The 15863-nt window shown below is 66.8% G+C and carries 16 protein-coding genes (1 of these 16 cut by a window edge); 12 read left to right on the top strand and 4 right to left on the bottom strand.

What is annotated here, in order from left to right; translation table 11 throughout:
• The 4 genes from pilB to IPJ17_06295 form a co-directional block, all read right to left on the bottom strand.
• Positions 1-1574: the 5' portion of a type IV-A pilus assembly ATPase PilB gene (pilB, locus tag IPJ17_06280; protein QQR76103.1), read on the bottom strand. The gene continues 145 nt to the left of window position 1, outside the view; the window shows 1574 of its 1719 coding nt (coding positions 1-1574); the start codon lies at positions 1572-1574; the stop codon falls past the left edge of the window.
• A gap of 122 nt (positions 1575-1696) precedes the next feature.
• Positions 1697-2728: a glycosyltransferase family 9 protein gene (locus IPJ17_06285; GenBank protein QQR75182.1), complete on the bottom strand. Its 1032-nt coding sequence runs from the start codon at positions 2726-2728 to the stop codon at positions 1697-1699.
• Positions 2725-3201, bottom strand: coding sequence for an adenylyltransferase/cytidyltransferase family protein (locus tag IPJ17_06290; GenBank protein QQR75183.1), 477 nt, complete (start codon positions 3199-3201; stop codon positions 2725-2727). The genes IPJ17_06285 and IPJ17_06290 overlap by 4 nt, the downstream gene beginning before the upstream one ends.
• Complete coding sequence (locus IPJ17_06295) at positions 3186-4226, bottom strand: hypothetical protein (GenBank protein ID QQR75184.1); 1041 nt, start codon at positions 4224-4226, stop codon at positions 3186-3188. The genes IPJ17_06290 and IPJ17_06295 overlap by 16 nt, the downstream gene beginning before the upstream one ends.
• A 50-nt stretch (positions 4227-4276) precedes the next feature.
• Between IPJ17_06295 and IPJ17_06300 the strand changes: the two genes are divergently transcribed.
• The 12 genes from IPJ17_06300 to IPJ17_06355 all read left to right on the top strand — a co-directional run bounded on the left by IPJ17_06300 (position 4277) and on the right by IPJ17_06355 (position 15669).
• Positions 4277-5335: an SAM-dependent methyltransferase gene (locus IPJ17_06300; protein QQR75185.1), complete on the top strand. Its 1059-nt coding sequence runs from the start codon at positions 4277-4279 to the stop codon at positions 5333-5335.
• A gap of 78 nt (positions 5336-5413) precedes the next feature.
• A complete protein-coding gene (locus tag IPJ17_06305) occupies positions 5414-5770 on the top strand; it encodes an NADH-quinone oxidoreductase subunit A (GenBank protein ID QQR75186.1) in 357 nt (118 codons plus the stop codon).
• The gene (locus IPJ17_06310) at positions 5767-6258 is read left to right on the top strand and encodes an NADH-quinone oxidoreductase subunit B (protein ID QQR75187.1); all 492 of its coding nucleotides are present in this window, start codon (positions 5767-5769) and stop codon (positions 6256-6258) included. The genes IPJ17_06305 and IPJ17_06310 overlap by 4 nt, the downstream gene beginning before the upstream one ends.
• An 80-nt stretch (positions 6259-6338) precedes the next feature.
• Positions 6339-6983, top strand: coding sequence for an NADH-quinone oxidoreductase subunit C (locus IPJ17_06315; protein ID QQR76104.1), 645 nt, complete (start codon positions 6339-6341; stop codon positions 6981-6983).
• A 10-nt stretch (positions 6984-6993) separates the two neighbouring features.
• A complete protein-coding gene (locus IPJ17_06320; GenBank protein ID QQR75188.1) occupies positions 6994-8124 on the top strand; it encodes an NADH-quinone oxidoreductase subunit D in 1131 nt (376 codons plus the stop codon).
• On the top strand, positions 8124-9194 hold the full coding sequence (gene nuoH / locus IPJ17_06325; protein QQR75189.1) for an NADH-quinone oxidoreductase subunit NuoH: 1071 nt from the start codon (positions 8124-8126) through the stop codon (positions 9192-9194). Before IPJ17_06320 ends, nuoH begins: the two co-directional genes overlap by 1 nt.
• 1 nt (position 9195) lies before the next feature.
• Entirely contained in the window at positions 9196-9675 is a 480-nt protein-coding gene (locus IPJ17_06330) for an NADH-quinone oxidoreductase subunit I (protein ID QQR75190.1), read from the top strand.
• A 22-nt stretch (positions 9676-9697) separates the two neighbouring features.
• The gene (locus IPJ17_06335; protein ID QQR75191.1) at positions 9698-10234 is read left to right on the top strand and encodes an NADH-quinone oxidoreductase subunit J; all 537 of its coding nucleotides are present in this window, start codon (positions 9698-9700) and stop codon (positions 10232-10234) included.
• Between the two features lie 11 nt (positions 10235-10245).
• On the top strand, positions 10246-10545 hold the full coding sequence (gene nuoK / locus IPJ17_06340) for an NADH-quinone oxidoreductase subunit NuoK (GenBank protein QQR76105.1): 300 nt from the start codon (positions 10246-10248) through the stop codon (positions 10543-10545).
• A 3-nt stretch (positions 10546-10548) separates the two neighbouring features.
• Entirely contained in the window at positions 10549-12618 is a 2070-nt protein-coding gene (nuoL, locus tag IPJ17_06345; GenBank protein ID QQR75192.1) for an NADH-quinone oxidoreductase subunit L, read from the top strand.
• Positions 12619-12634: 16 nt separating this feature from the next.
• Complete coding sequence (locus IPJ17_06350; protein QQR75193.1) at positions 12635-14215, top strand: NADH-quinone oxidoreductase subunit M; 1581 nt, start codon at positions 12635-12637, stop codon at positions 14213-14215.
• Complete coding sequence (locus IPJ17_06355) at positions 14212-15669, top strand: NADH-quinone oxidoreductase subunit N (GenBank protein QQR75194.1); 1458 nt, start codon at positions 14212-14214, stop codon at positions 15667-15669. Before IPJ17_06350 ends, IPJ17_06355 begins: the two co-directional genes overlap by 4 nt.
• The last annotated feature ends 194 nt before the right edge of the window (positions 15670-15863 follow it).

Consider the following 15863-nt stretch of genomic DNA (forward strand, 5'->3'; position numbering starts at 1 on the left):
TCCCGCACGTCGTCGGTGACCTCCATCACCTCGTAGAGTCCGACGCGCCCCTTGTAGCCGGTATTGCTGCAGCGCTCGCAGCCGTGGCCGCGGAAGAGCTTCAACGTGCGCGACTCGCGCTCGGAGAATCCGACCTCCATGAGCGCCGCCGGCGGAACCTCGGCCGGCTCCTTGCAGAACGAACAGACGCGCCGCACCAGACGCTGCGCCACGATCATGTGCACCGACGTCGCGACCAGGAACGGCTCGATCCCCATGTTCATCAGTCGGTTGATCGACGAGGGCGCGTCGTTCGTGTGGAGGGTCGAGAGCACGAGGTGACCCGTCATCGCGGCCTTGATCGCTACCTCGGCGGTCTCGAAATCGCGAACCTCGCCCACCAGGATGATGTTCGGGTCCTGCCGGAGGAAGGAACGCAGGGCCGTGGCGAAATTCAGCCCGATCTGCTCCTTCATCTGCACCTGGTTGATGCCGGCGAGATTGAACTCGACCGGGTCCTCGGCTGTGATGATGTTGACCTCGGGGGTGTTGATCCGCTGCAGGGCGGAGTAAAGCGTATTCGTCTTGCCGGAACCGGTCGGCCCGGTGACGAGGACCATGCCGAACGGCTTCAGGATCGCATGCTCGAAACGACGGAGCGAGTCGGGTTCGAACCCGAGCTTCGTCATGTCGAGCATCAGGTTGTCCTTGTCGAGCAGTCGCAGCACGACCTTCTCGCCGAAGATCGTCGGCAAAACGGACACGCGATAGTCGAGGTCCTTGACCCGGTCCTGGATGCGGGTCTTGATCTTGATCCGTCCGTCCTGGGGCAGCCGCTTCTCGGCGATGTCGAGCTTCGCCAAGATCTTCATGCGGCTGGTGATCGCTTCCCGGAGACGCAGCGGCGGGCGCATCATCTCGTAGAGCACACCGTCGATGCGGTAGCGAACGCGATAGTCCTTCTCGTACGGCTCGATATGGATGTCGGAGGCGCCGCGCTTGATCGCGTCGGTCAGGATGATGTTCACCAGCCGGACGACCGGTGCCTCCTCCGACTCCTTCTCGAGCGCCGCGAGGTCGAGGTCCTCCTCCTCTTCGAGCACTTCGAGCGAAGCGTCGGTCGGCTCGGTCAGGTCCTCCATCACCTTCTTGAGCTCGATGGCGTGGGTCGACCCGTAGTAGCGGTCGATCGCCGTGCGCAGCGAGGTCTCGGAGGCCACGACCGGGTCGACGTTGTACCCGGTCATGAACTTGATGTCGTCCATCGCGAAGACGTTCGTCGGGTCGATCATCGCGATGGTCAGCTTGGCGCCGACCTTGGTGACGGGGAGGATCGTGTATTTGCGGGCGACGTCTGCGGGGATGATCTTGATCACGCCCTCGTCGATCTCGACCCGGTTGAGATCGATCGCGGGCACGCCGAAGTGCTGGGAAAGGAACTCGACGAGCTCCTTCTCGTTGAGGATGCCGAGCTTGACGAGATTCGAGCCGAGCCGACCGCCCTTGTCCTTCTGGCTGGCAAGACCCTGCTGCAGCTGTTGCTGCGTGATCTTGCCGGACTGGACGAGAAGATCCCCGAGCCGATTACTTGCCATGGTCACCCATTTCCCGCCGCGAAACCGTCCGTTTCCGGCGCCCGCGGGGCCGGGAGGAAGAACGGCTCGGCGGCCGAGCATCGAACGCTAAATTCAAGTCTAGCAGTGCCTTTCGAGAGGGGTCAAACCTCACGACGCGGTGCGAGAAGGCGCACTGCGGCGTCGGCGATCTGCTCGGGTCGGATGCCCACGAGGCAGGCGCGCGAATCGTCCATGCGTCGATGGCAGGGGCTGCAGGGGAGTCCCAGGCTCACGACCGACGCAGGCGACCCATACGGTCCGTGCCGCTCCGGGTCGGTTGGTCCCATCACGCACACGACCGGAGTACCCAGCGCGTGAGCCAGGTGGACCGGACCGGTGTCGCCGCCCAGAAAGAGCCGGGCTCGCCGCGCCACCGCGCCCAGCTCGGCGAGCGACCGGGCGCCGACGACCTCGGCGCCATCGTGCGCTGCGACTTCGCGTGCCAGATCCTCCTCTCCGGGGCCCGCACCCACCAGCACGCGCAAACCGAGCCGCCGGCGGAGCAGCACTGCGACCGCTCGCCACGTCGAAGCAGGTAGCTGCTTGTTTCCCCAGGCCGCGCCGGGGTGAATGTAGACGAAGGGTTCGCCGCTTGCCTCTGGGGGAAGCGACGCGCCGTGGCGGCGAAAGAGCTTCTCACCCTCGAAGACGACCGGTGTGGACCCGATGCCCAGGTGGAGCAGCAGCGACAGCTGGCGTTCGACCGCATGCGCCCCGCGTGCAGGGCAAGGCTCGTTGATGAAGAGCGCGCTCGCACCCTCGCGACGATCCGCGAAACGCAGGCCGATGCGCCGCGGCGCGTAGGAGGCGGCGGCCAGTGCCGCACCCTTGAAGCTCCCCATCAGATCGAGCGCGAGGTCGGCGCCGAAGTCGGACAGGCGTGCGAGCGCAGTGGCCACCTCTTCCCGAACTTGCCGCCGCAAGGGCGATCGGCGCCAGCGCCGCAGCGCGACCGGGAGGATCACGTCGAGGTCGGGGTGACCCTCGAGCATCGGCACGTAGGCCTCCTCGACGACCCAGGCGATGCGAGCCGAAGGCCAGGAGCGGCGCAGCGCCGAAAGCACGGGGAGGGTGTGGACGACGTCGCCGAGCGAGCTGGTGCGGACGAGCAGGACCCGGAGGGGTGCGCTCACGGCAGGGCGCGGACCCTGGCGATCAGGTCGCTGGTGGCGTGATCCTTCGGGTCGCCGACCAGCACCGTGCGGCCACCGTACGCGCGAACGGTGGCGTGTTCTGGGACGCGCTCGGGCGTCCCGTAGTCGGTGCCCTTGCAGTGCACGTCCGGCTGCAGCCGCGCGAGCAGTGGCGCAGGGCTGTCGCCCGAGAAGACGACCACGAAGTCGACGACGGAGAAGCCGGCGAGCAACTCGCCGCGCTCCTCGGCCGGGACGATCGGCCTCCCCGCACCCTTCAGCCGGGCGACCGAGGCGTCGTCGTTGATCGCGACGACCAGCAGGTCGCCTTCCTGCCGGGCGGCCGCGAGGTAGCGCAGGTGGCCGACGTGGACGAGGTCGAAATGCCCGTTGGCGAAGGCCACCTTGCGGCCGGCGCGGCGCAGCGGAGCGAGAGCGGCCTCGAGCTCCTCGAGGCTTACCAGGCGACCCATCGCGCCTCCGTCAGCGGTCGACGGTCTCCTTCGATCGCGGCCACCAACTCGGTCCGATCCAGCGTGGCCGTTCCCATCTTCATCACCACGACGCCGCCGGCGTAGTTGGCAAGCAGGGCAGCTTCGATCGGGTCGGCCCCCGCGGCGAGCGCCAGGGCGAACGTCCCGATCACCGTGTCGCCGGCTCCGGTCACGTCCGCGACCTGATTCGTGCCGTGCACCGGCACCGTGAGCTGACCGCGCGCGTCGGCGAGGAGCATCCCCCGACTGCCCCGCGTGACGAGGAGGAACGCCGAGCCGAGCCGGACACGCAGTCGCTCGACCGCCTCGGCCAGTTGACCCGGATCGGTGGGTAGACGGCTACCGGCGAGAGCCTCGGTCTCCTCTTCGTTCGGGGTGGCGCCGTCGAGACCGGCGAAGGCCGAGAGCCGATAGCGACTGTCGGCGACGATCCGAGAGTCGGCGCAGAGCGCCTGGCGAACCGTCGGCACCCGTTCCGGCCGCGCAGTTCCGTAGCCATAGTCGCTCATCACGGCGACCCGGCAGCGATCGGCGAAGGTCGCCAGTGCGGCAGCGATCCGACCCTCGATTTCCGGAGCGGGTGCGAGCTCGTCCTCGACGTCGTAGCGCACGATCTGCTGCTTGCTGCCGTGGGGAAAGCCGGCAAGGATGCGTGTCTTCGTCGGCGTCCGATAGCCGGATACGACGACGATCCCCTCGGTGGAGATGTCGCGCGAGGCCAGCTCTTCCACCAGAGCGGCTCCGGCTTCGTCGTCGCCCACCACTCCGACCGGCAGCGGCTCACCGCCGAGCGCCCGGATGTTGGCGATCGCGTTCGCCCCGCCGCCGGGAACGCGAGCCTCGTTCTCGTAACGGAGGATCAACACCGGTGCCTCGCGGCTGATCCGCTTGGGCGTGCCGGTCAGGAAGCGGTCGAGCACCAAGTCGGCAAGCACGAGAACGCGCTCGCCGGCGAGCCGGTCGACGAGAGCGAGAAGTCGTTCGCTGGATGCGGTGGGGGCCAACCCGGCCATCGACCGGGCAGTCTAGCACGCGACTCTCGTAGACTCGCCCGATGGGAACCGTTGCCGAACGCCTCCGCGATCGCATTCGGGAGCAGGGAGCCATCCCCTTCTCGGCCTTCATGGAAGAGGCGCTCTATGGCGAAGACGGCTACTACCGGCGCGCGGACTTCCCCGTCGGTGCGGGCGGCGACTTCATCACGGCCCCGTCCCTCTCGCCGCTCTTCGGCGGCTGCACCGCTCGGCTGCTCGAGCGACTCGCCGGCAAGATGCTCGGTCCCATGGAGATGCTCGAGGTGGGCTACGGTGATGCCACCCATCTGCGACAGGTGGCGAGCCAGGCCATCGGAGCGCGCCTCTGCGGTGTCGACCGCAACGGGCGAGGTGCGCCGGAGCCGATCGCAACCTGGCGAGATCTGGCGCCGATCGCGCCAGGATCGGTGCGCGGGCTCGTCTTCTCCTACGAGCTCTTCGACGCTCTGCCGATCCGCCGCGTCGTCGGCAGCGCCGAGGGTCCGCGTGAGCTCTTCGTGACGCTCGCCGACGACGGCTCGTTCGCCTATCGCGAGGCGGCGCTGGCGTCGCCTGGCCCGGGTGACGAGCTGCGTGATGTCGTCGCGAGGCTCCTGCCTGGGCAGGTCGCCGACGTCTCGCCCGGATGGGCACCGCTCTACCGCGAGCTGGCGCGGCGATTGGGGGCTGGCCTGGTCGTGACCTGCGACTACGGATTCGCTGAAGGCCGCCTTTACGACGCGCGAGCTCGCCCGCACGGAACGCTCGCGGCTTATCGCCGGCATCGGGTCCATCGCGACGCCCTCGCCGAGCCGGGGATGCAGGACCTCACCGCGCATGTCGACTTCGATCTCCTGCGGGCCGTCGGCGAAGCGGAGGGGCTCGAGACGATCGCGGTGACCCGGCTGGCCAACTGGTTGGTGGCCTGCGGACTCTTCCGCGACCTCGACGACGCCGAGCCGCGCGCTCGTGCCGAGGCGATGGCGCTTCTCGACCTCGAAGGGCCGGGCGTCGAAACGCTGGTGCTCGTGCAGTCGCGCGGGCTCGGGCGAGCGGATGTCGCCGCCCTGTTCGACGTGCCGCTGCTCGCGGCACGCTGACCGCCCTTTGCTTCGCGCGAAGCTTCGGCTACAATTCCCCGCGCCGCGTGTTCACGCGGCCGAAAGAGAAGAAGACCTGTGGGTCACTACGTCCCAATTCTCGTCAGCTCTGTCGTCGCGATCTTGATCGTCGTCATTCTCCTGGTCGTCGGGAGGTTGATGCGGCACCGCAACTCGCCGCTGACCAACCGCGAGCCCTACGAGTGCGGCAACGAGCCGGACAGCTTCGCGCACGACCATCGCTTCTCGCTGCGTTACTACATGATCGCCGTCCTCTTCGTCGTGTTCGACGTGGAGACGATCTTCCTCTTCCCCTGGGCGGTGATGCTCGATCGACTCGCCCTCTTCGGCCTGATCGAGATGGTGATCTTCCTCGCTATCCTCGTGGTCGGATACGCCTACATCTGGAAGCGAGGAGCCCTCGATTGGGCATGACCGGCGAAGCAGGAGTCGTCACCGCCAGCTACGAGCGGCTCTACAACTGGGCGCGGCGCTCGTCGCTCTGGCCGATGCAGTTCGGCTTGGCTTGCTGCGCGATCGAGATGATGGCCGTCCTCGATCCGCGCCATGACATGTCGCGCTTCGGCGCGGAGGTCTTCCGTTCGACTCCGCGGCAGTCCGACCTGATGATCGTTTCCGGCACGGTGACCGAGAAGATGGCGCCGGTCATCCGTCGACTCTGGGATCAGATGCCGGAGCCGAAGTGGTCGATCGCGATGGGCGCCTGCGCGACCTGCGGCGGCCCCTACCGGACGTACGCCGTGACCCAGGGCGTCGATCGAGTGATCCCCGTCGACGTCTACATTCCGGGCTGTCCACCCCGTCCGGAGGCCCTCATGTGGGGACTTCTCCACCTGCAGCGCAAGATCGACCGGATGCGCGCGCGGCCGGTCGGGCCCGCGGATCGGGCGGTGGCATCGTGAGCGAAGCCGAAAAGCCGGCGACGCCAGCGCCCGAGGCCGCCAAGCCCGCCGTCGATCTCGCCGTGTGGGAGAAGGAGCCGGTGGCCCCCAAGTGGGAGGATGCGGCCGCCGATCCGATCGTCGAAGACCTGCGCTCGCGCTTCCCCGAGGCGGTCGAGTTGGCTCGTACCTACGCCGGCGACCTCACGCTGGCGGTCAAGCGGGACAGCTTCCGCGAGATCTGCGCGACGCTCAAGCGCGACCACGCCTTCACCCTGCTGGTCGATCTCTGCGGCGTCGATTTTCCGAAGCGGCCAGCACGCTTCGAGGTGGTGGCGCACCTCTACAGCTTCAAGACGAATCGCCGCGTCCGCGTGAAGACGGGCACCGACGAGACCACCCCCGTGCCCAGTCTCAGCGGCGTCTTCAAGGCGGCGAACTGGCCGGAGCGCGAGGCGTACGACATGTTCGGGATCCTCTTCGAAGGTCACCCCGACCTGACGCGCATCCTGCTCTGGGAAGGATTCAACGGCCATCCGTTGCGCAAGGACTTCCCCATCGAGGGCATCGACACCGGCGCGGCGATCTATCCCGAGTACTACGACGCCCGCCAGGGCCCGGCTGCCGGAGCCGGGACCGGTTGGAAGCCGAAGAAACCACCCGAGCCTGCGCCGGTCGCCGGCGCTTCGGCGGCGGGGGAGCAGGCCTCCTCGACTCCTGGTGCCGGCTCTCCGCAGGGCCAATAAAGCGATCCCGATGAGCGAGCCCACTCCAGCGCACGAAACCCTCTTCAACCTGCGGGAGATGGAGCTGAATTTCGGCCCGCAGCACCCGGCCACGCACGGGGTGATGCGGCTCAAGCTCAAGGTGGACGGCGAGCGGATCGTCGACTGCTATCCGATCATCGGCTACCTGCACCGCGGCACCGAGAAGCTCTTCGAGCTCCACCCGTTCTTCCAGAACGTGCCGCACACCGACCGGATGGACTACGTCGCCTCGGCGACGAACAACCTCGCTTACGTCGGCGCGGTGGAGAAGCTCGTCGGCCTCGTGCCGCCGCCGCGGGCGCGCTACATCCGCACGATCCTCTGCGAGCTGCAGCGGATCTCGAGCCACCTCATCTGGCTGGCGACGCACGCCATCGACATCGGCGCGATGACGCCGTTCTTCTACTGCTTCCGCGAGCGCGAGATCATCCTCGACCTCTTCGAGCAGTACTGCGGGGCGCGCCTGACGCTGAACTCGATGCGTCCTGGCGGCCAGCCCTACGACCTGCCGGTCGGCTGGATCGACCGTTGCGGCGAGTTCATCGACGACTTCCCGTCGAAAGTCGACGAGTACGAAGAGCTGCTCACCGAGAACCGCATCTGGAAACGGCGGACCGTCGGGGTCGGCGTGCTGTCGCCGGAGACGGCGATCGAGTACGGCGTCACCGGGCCGATGCTGCGTGGCAGCGGCATCGCGTGGGACATCCGCAAGGCGATGCCTTACGAGGCCTACCCGGAAGTCGAGTTCGACATCCCGGTGGGCAAGAACTGCGACACGTACGATCGCTACCTGGTGCGCATGGTCGAGATGCGGCAGTCGGCGCGGATCGTCCGGCAGTGTCTCGACAAGATGCCGGGTGGCCCGGTGATGGCCAAGCGACCGCGGGTTCTCAAGGCGGCCCTGGACACGGAGGTCTACCACGCGGTCGAGGGGCCGAAGGGCGAGCTCGGTTTCTACATCGTCGGTGACGGGACGGCGAATCCCTATCGCTGCCACGTCCGCCCCTCGTCGTTCATGAACCTGCAGGTGCTGCCGGAGATGGCGCAGGGAATGCTCATCGCCGATCTCGTGGCCCTGATCGGAACGGTCGATATCGTCCTCGGAGAGGTGGACCGCTGATGTGGGGCTGGATCGATTCGCTTCGGCAGCTCTTCGACCCGCATCTCTTCTCGTGGGTGGTGGCCCCGCTGGTCAAGCTGGTGGTCATTCTCCTCGCGACCTTCACGCTGATCGCCTACCTGACGCTCGCCGAAAGGCGGATCCTCGCCTTCCTGCAGGTTCGCCTCGGGCCGAACCGCGTCGGCTGGTGGGGACTCCTGCAGCCGATCGCCGACGTGGTGAAGCTGCTGATCAAGGAGGACGCCTTCCCGAACCGCGCGGTGCGCTGGGCGTACGTCTTCGCTCCCTGCCTCGTGGTGGTTCCTGCGCTGGTGATCCTCTCGATCGTGCCCTACGGTCCGCCGGGTGCGGGGGCCGGGGCTCCCTCCTGGTTCCTCACCGACATCAACGTCGGGATCATCTTCGTCATCGCGCTCGCCTCCCTGGGCGTCTACGGCATCATCCTCGGCGGCTGGTCGTCGAACAACAAGTTCTCGTTGCTCGGCGGGCTCCGGTCCGCGGCGCAGATGATCTCCTACGAGGTGCCCCAGGGGCTGGCCATCGTCGGGCCGCTGATGCTCGCCGGCTCGATGTCGCTGGTGCAGATCGTCGAGAGTCAGCGCGAGATGCGGATCTGGTTCGTCTTCCCGCAGATCATCGCCTTCTTCATCTATCTGGTCGCCGGCGTGGCCGAGACGAACCGCAACCCGTTCGACCTGCCCGAGGCCGAGTCGGAGCTGGTTGCCGGGTTCCACACGGAATACAGCGGTGTCCGCTTCGCCCTCTTCTTCCTCGGCGAGTACGCGAACATGATCGTCGTCTCGGCGATCGCCACGACGGTGTTCCTCGGCGGCTGGCTGCGGCCGTTCCCGGGCTGGCAGGCGTTGGCCTTCCTCGACGTGGTGCCGGGCGTCGTCTGGTTCAGTCTGAAGCTCGCCGGGTTCCTGTTCGTCTACATCTGGTTCCGCGGCACGTTCCCGCGCTACCGGTTCGACCAGCTGATGGATCTCGGGTGGAAGTGGCTGATTCCGCTGTCGCTGGTCAATCTACTGGTCACCGCGCTGGTGGTGGTGCTCAAGGGAGCCGCGTGAGATGAGCGCCATGAAGCGGTTTCTCGATCGGTTCCTGTTGCTCGACCTCTTCGCCGGCCTGGGCGTCACCTTCCGCCACCTGTTCCGCAAGACGGAGACGGTTCAGTATCCGGAGGAGCGCCTCGAGCCGGCCGATCGCTTCCGCGGCATGTTTCGGCTCGATGCCGAGCGCTGCATCAAGTGCACGCTCTGTGCGCGCGATTGCCCGATCGACATCATCTACATCGACTGGCGGCAGGTGGCCAATCCGGAGACCGGGAAGAAGGAGAAGGTCCTCGACCGGTTCGACATCGACCTGCAGCGCTGCATGTTCTGCGGCCTCTGCGAGGAAGCTTGCCCGACCGAGCCCAAGTCGATCTGGCTGACCACCAAGACCTACGAGCTGGCGAGCTACAACCGCTGGCAGAACCTCTACGTGGACATGGCGCAACTCGAGGGCTGGCGCGTCCGTCCGTCGTACACCGACGACGAGATCTCTTGAGGACTGCGAGGAGGGGGACAATTTGAGTTTCCTCGTCGCCCACGGCTCGGCGCTGCTCTTCTACCTCTTCGCGGGCTTGGTGCTCGCCGGGGCAGTCGGAGTGGTGACCTTGCGCAACCCGATGTACGGGGCGCTTTCGCTGCTCGGCGCCTTTCTCGGCGTCGCGGCACTGTTTCTGCTGCGCCACGCCGAGTTCGTCGGCCTGGTCCAGATCTTCGTCTACGGAGGAGGAGTCATGGTGCTCTTCCTCTTCGTGATCATGCTGGTCAATCTGCACCGGCTCCAGGAGTCGCGCATGTTCGCCAGCACCGCACCGCTTGCCGCGGTGGTCGGCGCCCTCCTCGTCGGGCTGATCGTCTGGGCGCTCGCCCAGGCTCCGCGGGCCGTGCCGACCGTTGCTGCCTCCACTTCGCTCCGGTCGATCGCCGGAGCGACGGCCGGCAATTCCGAAGCCGTGGCCTGGGTCCTCTTCAAGGACTATCTGGTGCCGTTCGAGATCGCCTCGGTGTTTCTGCTCGTTGCGATGATCGGCGCCGTCGTGCTGGGGAGGAAGGGATGAGCTTCTGGCAGATCGGCTCGAGCCACTATCTTGCCCTTTCGGCGATCCTCTTCGCCCTCGGCCTGTTCGGCATCGCCACCCGCCGAAATCTGATCACCGTTCTGATGTCGATCGAGCTGGTGCTCAACTCGGTGAACCTGAACCTGGTGGCGTTCTCCTTCGAGCGCTCCGACCTCACCGGGCAGGTCTTCGCCGTGTTCACCATCGCCGTGGCCGCCGGCGAGGCAGCCGTCGGACTCGGACTCCTCCTTGCGCTCTACCGGCTCCGGTCGACGACCGAGCTCGATCGAGCGCGCGAGTTGGAGGGCTAGCCGATGGAGAAGCTCCTCTGGCTGGTCCCGCTTCTGCCGTTTCTCGGTGCACTGACCAACGGCGTCCTTCTCAAGGGACGGATCTCTCAGCGCGGTGTGACGGCCGTGGCGTGCGGTAGCGTCGGGCTGTCGCTGCTGGCAGCGCTCGCCTCGATCGGCGGCTACCTGACGAACGGTGCGTTCGCCGGCGGCAAGCCGTTCGAGCTCGTCCTGTGGTCCTGGGTCCCCGCGGGCCTGGTGAGCCTGGGCGGTGGCGTCCTCGCCGACCTGCAGATCCCGTTCGCCTTCCTCCTCGACCCGCTGTCGTCGGTGATGCTGTTCGTGGTGACCTTCGTCGGCTTCCTGATTCACGTGTACTCGGTGGGTTACATGGGTCACGAGGAGGGCTATCAGCGCTACTTCGCCTACCTGAACCTGTTCATGGGGGCGATGCTGCTGCTGGTGCTGGGGAACAACTTCCTGGTGACGTTCGTCGGCTGGGAGGGCGTGGGGCTCTGCTCGTACCTGCTGATCGGCTTCTACTACGACCAGGAGTTTCCGCCGTACGCGGGGCGCAAGGCGTTCATCGTCAACCGGGTGGGCGACTTCGCCTTCCTGACGGGACTGTTCGCGCTGGTGTCGCAGTACGGAACGCTGGAGTACCGCAAGGTGATCGAGGCGGTGGCGGCGAACCCGGAGAAGGCGACGTCGCCGTACCTGCTGGGGTTGTCGCTGGCGAGCTTCGTGGCGCTCTGCCTGTTCGTGGGCGCGATGGGCAAGTCGGCGCAGATCCCGCTCTACGTCTGGCTGCCGGATGCGATGGCCGGCCCGACGCCGGTGTCGGCGCTCATCCACGCGGCGACGATGGTGACGGCGGGCGTCTACATCGTGGTGCGGATGAACGTCCTCTACCAGTTGGCGCCCGGGGTGTCGCTGTTCGTGGCGGGGATCGGGGCGGCGACGGCGCTGATGGCGGCGACGATCGGCCTGGCGCAGAACGACATCAAGAAGGTGCTGGCGTACTCGACGGTGTCGCAGCTGGGGTACATGTTCCTGGCGGCGGGAGTCGGGGCGTACACGGCGGCGATCTTCCACCTGGGGACGCACGCGTTCTTCAAGGCCCTGCTCTTCCTCGGCTCGGGCTCGGTGATCCACGCGATGTCGGGCGAGCAGAACATGCAGAAGATGGGCGGGCTCGCCAAGCACCTGCCGGTGACCTACCGGACGTTCCTGATCGCGACGGTGGCGATCGCGGGGATTCCGCCGCTGGCCGGGTTCTTCAGCAAGGACGAGATCCTGGCCGGGGCGTTCGGCGGCGGGCACTATCTGCTGTGGACGGTGGGTCTGCTGACGGCGGGGCTGACGGCGTGCTACATGTTCCGGGCGGTGTACCTGACGTTCCACGGGGAGTTCCGCGGGACGCACGAGCAGGCGCACCACCTGCACGAGTCGCCGAAGGTGATGACGGTGCCGCTGATGATCCTGGCGGTCGGTGCGGTGGTGGCGGGTTGGGTCGGGATCCCGGCGGTGATGACGTTCGGCAAGGACGTGAACTGGCTGCACCACTTCCTCGGGCCGGTGATCGCGGAGGTGCCGGAGCACGGCGGCGAGCATGCGATGTCGCACGCGTTGAAGTGGGTGCTGATCGCCGTGTCGGTAGCGGTTGCCGTCGTCGGCATCGGGATCGCGCGGCGTCTGTGGGGCACCCGCGGCGTGGCAGCCGACGACGCGTTCAAGGCGGCCTTCCCGGCCGTCCAGCGCACCCTCGAGAACAAGTACTGGGTCGACGAGCTCTACGACGCGACGATCGTCCGGGCGACCTGGGCGACGGCCGCCGGGCTCCATCGCTTCGACGCCTCGTTCATCGACGGATTGCTGGTCAACGGAGCGCGGCACGTCACCGTCGCCGTCTCGATGGTTTCGGGTTTCTTCGACAAATACGTAGTCGACGGACTGGTCAACCTCGTCGGTTGGCTGTCGCGCCAGGGCTCGCGCGCCCTGCGTTCGGCGCAGAGCGGGCTGCTCTCGCAGTACGCGCTCGCGCTCACCGTCGGCGTGGTGGCGCTGGTCTGTCTCTATATCGTGATGCGCTGACCGGCGGGGAGACGAAATGTTCGACTGGGTCCATCAAGTTCCGATCCTCAGCCTGATTGCCTACCTGCCGCTGGCGGGAGCGCTGGCGTTGCTTCTGATTCCCAAGGAGCAGACCGGGCGCATCCGCGGTTTCGCCACCGCCGTGGCGTTCGCCGACTTCCTGCTGTCCCTCCCACTCTGGTTCGCGTTCAACCGCGGCGGAGAGCTCTTCCAGTTCGTCGAGGACGTTCCCTGGATCTCCGCGATCGGCGTCCGGTACCAGTTCGGCATCGACGGTATCGCCCTTCTCCTCGTCCTGCTGACCACGCTGCTCGGCGTCCTGGCCTTCCTCTCCTCGTGGTCCGCTATTCACGAGCGCGAGAAGGAGTACTACGCCTTCATGCTGCTGTTGCAGACCGGCATGCTCGGCGTCTTCATGGCGCTCGACTTCTTCCTCTTCTACGTCTTCTGGGAGGTCATGCTGGTGCCGATGTATTTCCTCATCGGCATCTGGGGCGGCCCACGCAAGCTCTACGCCGCGATCAAGTTCTTCCTCTACACCCTGGTCGGCTCGGTGCTGATGCTGCTCGGCATCCTCGCGCTCTACTTCTTCAACGGCCAGGGGCTGTTGGGCTGGAAGGGTCTGGGCAATCCCCAGACGTTCTCGATCCTGAAGTTCCACGAAATCGCGGCGCAGATTCCGGCGGATCTCCAGTGGTGGATCTTCCTCGCCTTCTTCGTCGGCTTCGCGATCAAGGTGCCGATGTTCCCCTTCCACACCTGGTTGCCGGACGCCCACGTCGAAGCGCCCACCGCCGGTTCGGTCATTCTGGCGGGCGTTCTGCTGAAGATGGGGACCTACGGCTTCGTCCGCTTCTCGCTACCGATCCTCCCGAACGCGACCGTGGCCCTTCTCCCGTGGATGGCCGGCCTGTCGATCATCGGCATCATCTACGGGGCGCTCGTCGCCATGGCCCAGAAGGACATGAAGAAGCTGGTGGCGTATTCGTCGGTCAGCCACCTCGGTTTCGTCATGCTCGGGCTGTTCGCCCTGAACGGGCCCGGGATCAAGGGTGGCGTGCTGCAGATGATCAATCACGGCATCTCGACCGGCGCCCTCTTCCTTCTCGTTGGCATCGTCTACGAGCGGCGGCACACCCGCATGATCGCCGACTACGGTGGCCTCTCGAAGGAGATGCCGGCTTACGCCACGATCTTCCTCATCATCACGATGTCGTCGATCGGGCTGCCGGCGCTCAACGGCTTCATCGGTGAGTTCACGATCCTCGTCGGCGCCTTCAACCGCGTCTGGTGGTGGGGCGTGTGCGCCGCGATCGGCATCGTCCTCGGGGCGGCCTACATGCTGTGGATGTACCAGCGGGTCTTCTTCGGGCCGCTGACGAATCCGGAGAACCGCGGCGTCGCCGACCTCAACCGCCGCGAGTGGCTCTACCTCGTTCCGCTCGTCCTCCTCTGCTTCTGGATCGGTCTCTATCCGCGACCGCTCTTCGACGTGCTCGACAAGCCGGTGACCTATGTCGTCGCCAAGCTCGATCCGGCGCTCGCTGCGCATGCCGGGTCGGTCACTGCCCCGGCGACGGAGAAGGAGGCCAAGTGAGCCCCTTTCCCCCCGCAGCGGAGTTCGCGGCCCTGGCGCCGGAGATCCTGCTCGCAGTCTGCGGTTGCGTCCTGCTCCTCGCCGGCGTGATCGGGCGTGGTCTCTCGCACCGCATCGCTGCGGGAGCGACACTCGCCAGCTTCGCTGCGGCGGCGGTGGCCCTGGCGATCGTGAGGCCGGAGTATGCGACCGGCCGACTGATCCTGAACGGCGGATTCGCCATCGACCCGTTCGCCCTCTTCTGGAAGGGACTGGTGATCCTCGGCGGAGCGCTCGCCGCGATCGTGTCCCTTCGCTTCGTCGAGGAGGGGGGACAGCGTCCGGGGGAGTACTACGCCCTGCTGCTTCTTGCGTCGACCGGCATGGCGGGGATGGCGAGTGGCTACAGCCTCCTCGCCATCTGGATTTCGCTCGAGCTCATGGCACTGGCGAGCTACGTGCTCACCGGCTACTTCCGCAGCCAGACGCGCTCGCACGAGGCCGCCCTCAAATACTTCGTCCTCGGCGCCTTGTCGAGCGGGGTGATGCTGTACGGCATCTCGCTCGTCTACGGGGCGACCGGCACGCTCCAGCTCGACCGTCTGGCGGCGGCGACGTCGGCCGGCGGCGGCGATCGCGTCCTCGCTTTCGGCTGGCTCCTGATGCTTGCCGGCCTGCTCTTCAAGGTTGCGGCGGTCCCCTTCCACGTCTGGACTCCCGACGTCTACACGGGCGCTCCGACGCCGGTGACGGCGTTCCTCGCGGCCGGCTCGAAGGCGATCTCCTTCGCCGTCATCGTTCGCATCCTCTTCCAGGGGTTGCCCGGCCTCGCCGCGGACTGGAAGTCGGTCCTGGCGGTGGTCGCGGCCGCGACGATGGTCTGGGGCAACGTCGCCGCACTGACCCAGCGCAACGTCAAGCGGATGCTCGCCTACAGTTCGATCGCCCATGCCGGCTACATCCTCATGGGGATCGTGGCGACCAATGCGATCGGATCGTGGGCGGTGCTCTTTTACCTGGCCTCCTATGTCTTCGTGACCTTCGGTGTCTTCGCCGTGGTGATCCTTCTCGAGCGGGGAGAGTACGCCGGAGAGACCACAGAGGACTTCGCCGGCCTCGCCAGCCGCGCGCCCTTCCTTTCCGCCACGCTGGTGGTCTTCCTGCTCGCGCTCACCGGCATCCCACCGACCGGCGGCTTCGTCGGCAAGCTCTACCTCTTCGCGGCGGCGATCCAGGGAGGCTGGGGTTGGCTCGCCGTCATCGGCGTGCTGACGTCGGCAATGTCCCTCTACTACTACTTCCGCCTGGTCGTCGCGATGTATCAGCAGGATGCGACGGACGCCACGCCCCGCCCACTCAAGTCCTCGTCGCTGGCTGCGGCGATCGCCGTATGCGTCCTCGTGACGCTGGTGCTGGGCCTGTATCCCGGACCGCTAATCGACCTGGCCCGCTCCGCCGCCCTGCCGGTTCCCTGACCGCTGGGGTCTGAGGGATCCCGGAACCGATCCCCGACGCTGCAACGGCTCCCTCCGTTGCGGTCGCCGAAGTGCGCCCAGTGAGACGATGGCACCCTTCGTGCGTAGGTACGGAGAGGGGGTAGGATCGGTCCCAAGGATGCGAGCCGGGTGAACGCGAACGAATCGGCGCTGCGCCGTGACCAGGATGCCTT

The sequence above is a fragment of the Holophagales bacterium genome (genome assembly GCA_016699405.1).
Classification (GTDB): Bacteria; Acidobacteriota; Thermoanaerobaculia; order Multivoradales; family JAGPDF01; genus JAAYLR01.

What these genes read in the sequence shown, in the direction of transcription:
- nuoL (QQR75192.1), top strand. Translation starts at nt 10,549, where the DNA reads ATGGAGAAGCTCCTCTGGCTGGTCCCGCTTCTGCCGTTTCTCGGTGCA.
- IPJ17_06330 (QQR75190.1), top strand. Translation starts at nt 9,196, where the DNA reads ATGAGCGCCATGAAGCGGTTTCTCGATCGGTTCCTGTTGCTCGACCTC.
- IPJ17_06300 (QQR75185.1), top strand. Translation starts at nt 4,277, where the DNA reads ATGGGAACCGTTGCCGAACGCCTCCGCGATCGCATTCGGGAGCAGGGA.
- IPJ17_06310 (QQR75187.1), top strand. Translation starts at nt 5,767, where the DNA reads ATGACCGGCGAAGCAGGAGTCGTCACCGCCAGCTACGAGCGGCTCTAC.
- nuoH (QQR75189.1), top strand. Translation starts at nt 8,124, where the DNA reads ATGTGGGGCTGGATCGATTCGCTTCGGCAGCTCTTCGACCCGCATCTC.
- IPJ17_06320 (QQR75188.1), top strand. Translation starts at nt 6,994, where the DNA reads ATGAGCGAGCCCACTCCAGCGCACGAAACCCTCTTCAACCTGCGGGAG.
- IPJ17_06290 (QQR75183.1), bottom strand. Translation starts at nt 3,201, where the DNA reads ATGGGTCGCCTGGTAAGCCTCGAGGAGCTCGAGGCCGCTCTCGCTCCG.
- IPJ17_06350 (QQR75193.1), top strand. Translation starts at nt 12,635, where the DNA reads ATGTTCGACTGGGTCCATCAAGTTCCGATCCTCAGCCTGATTGCCTAC.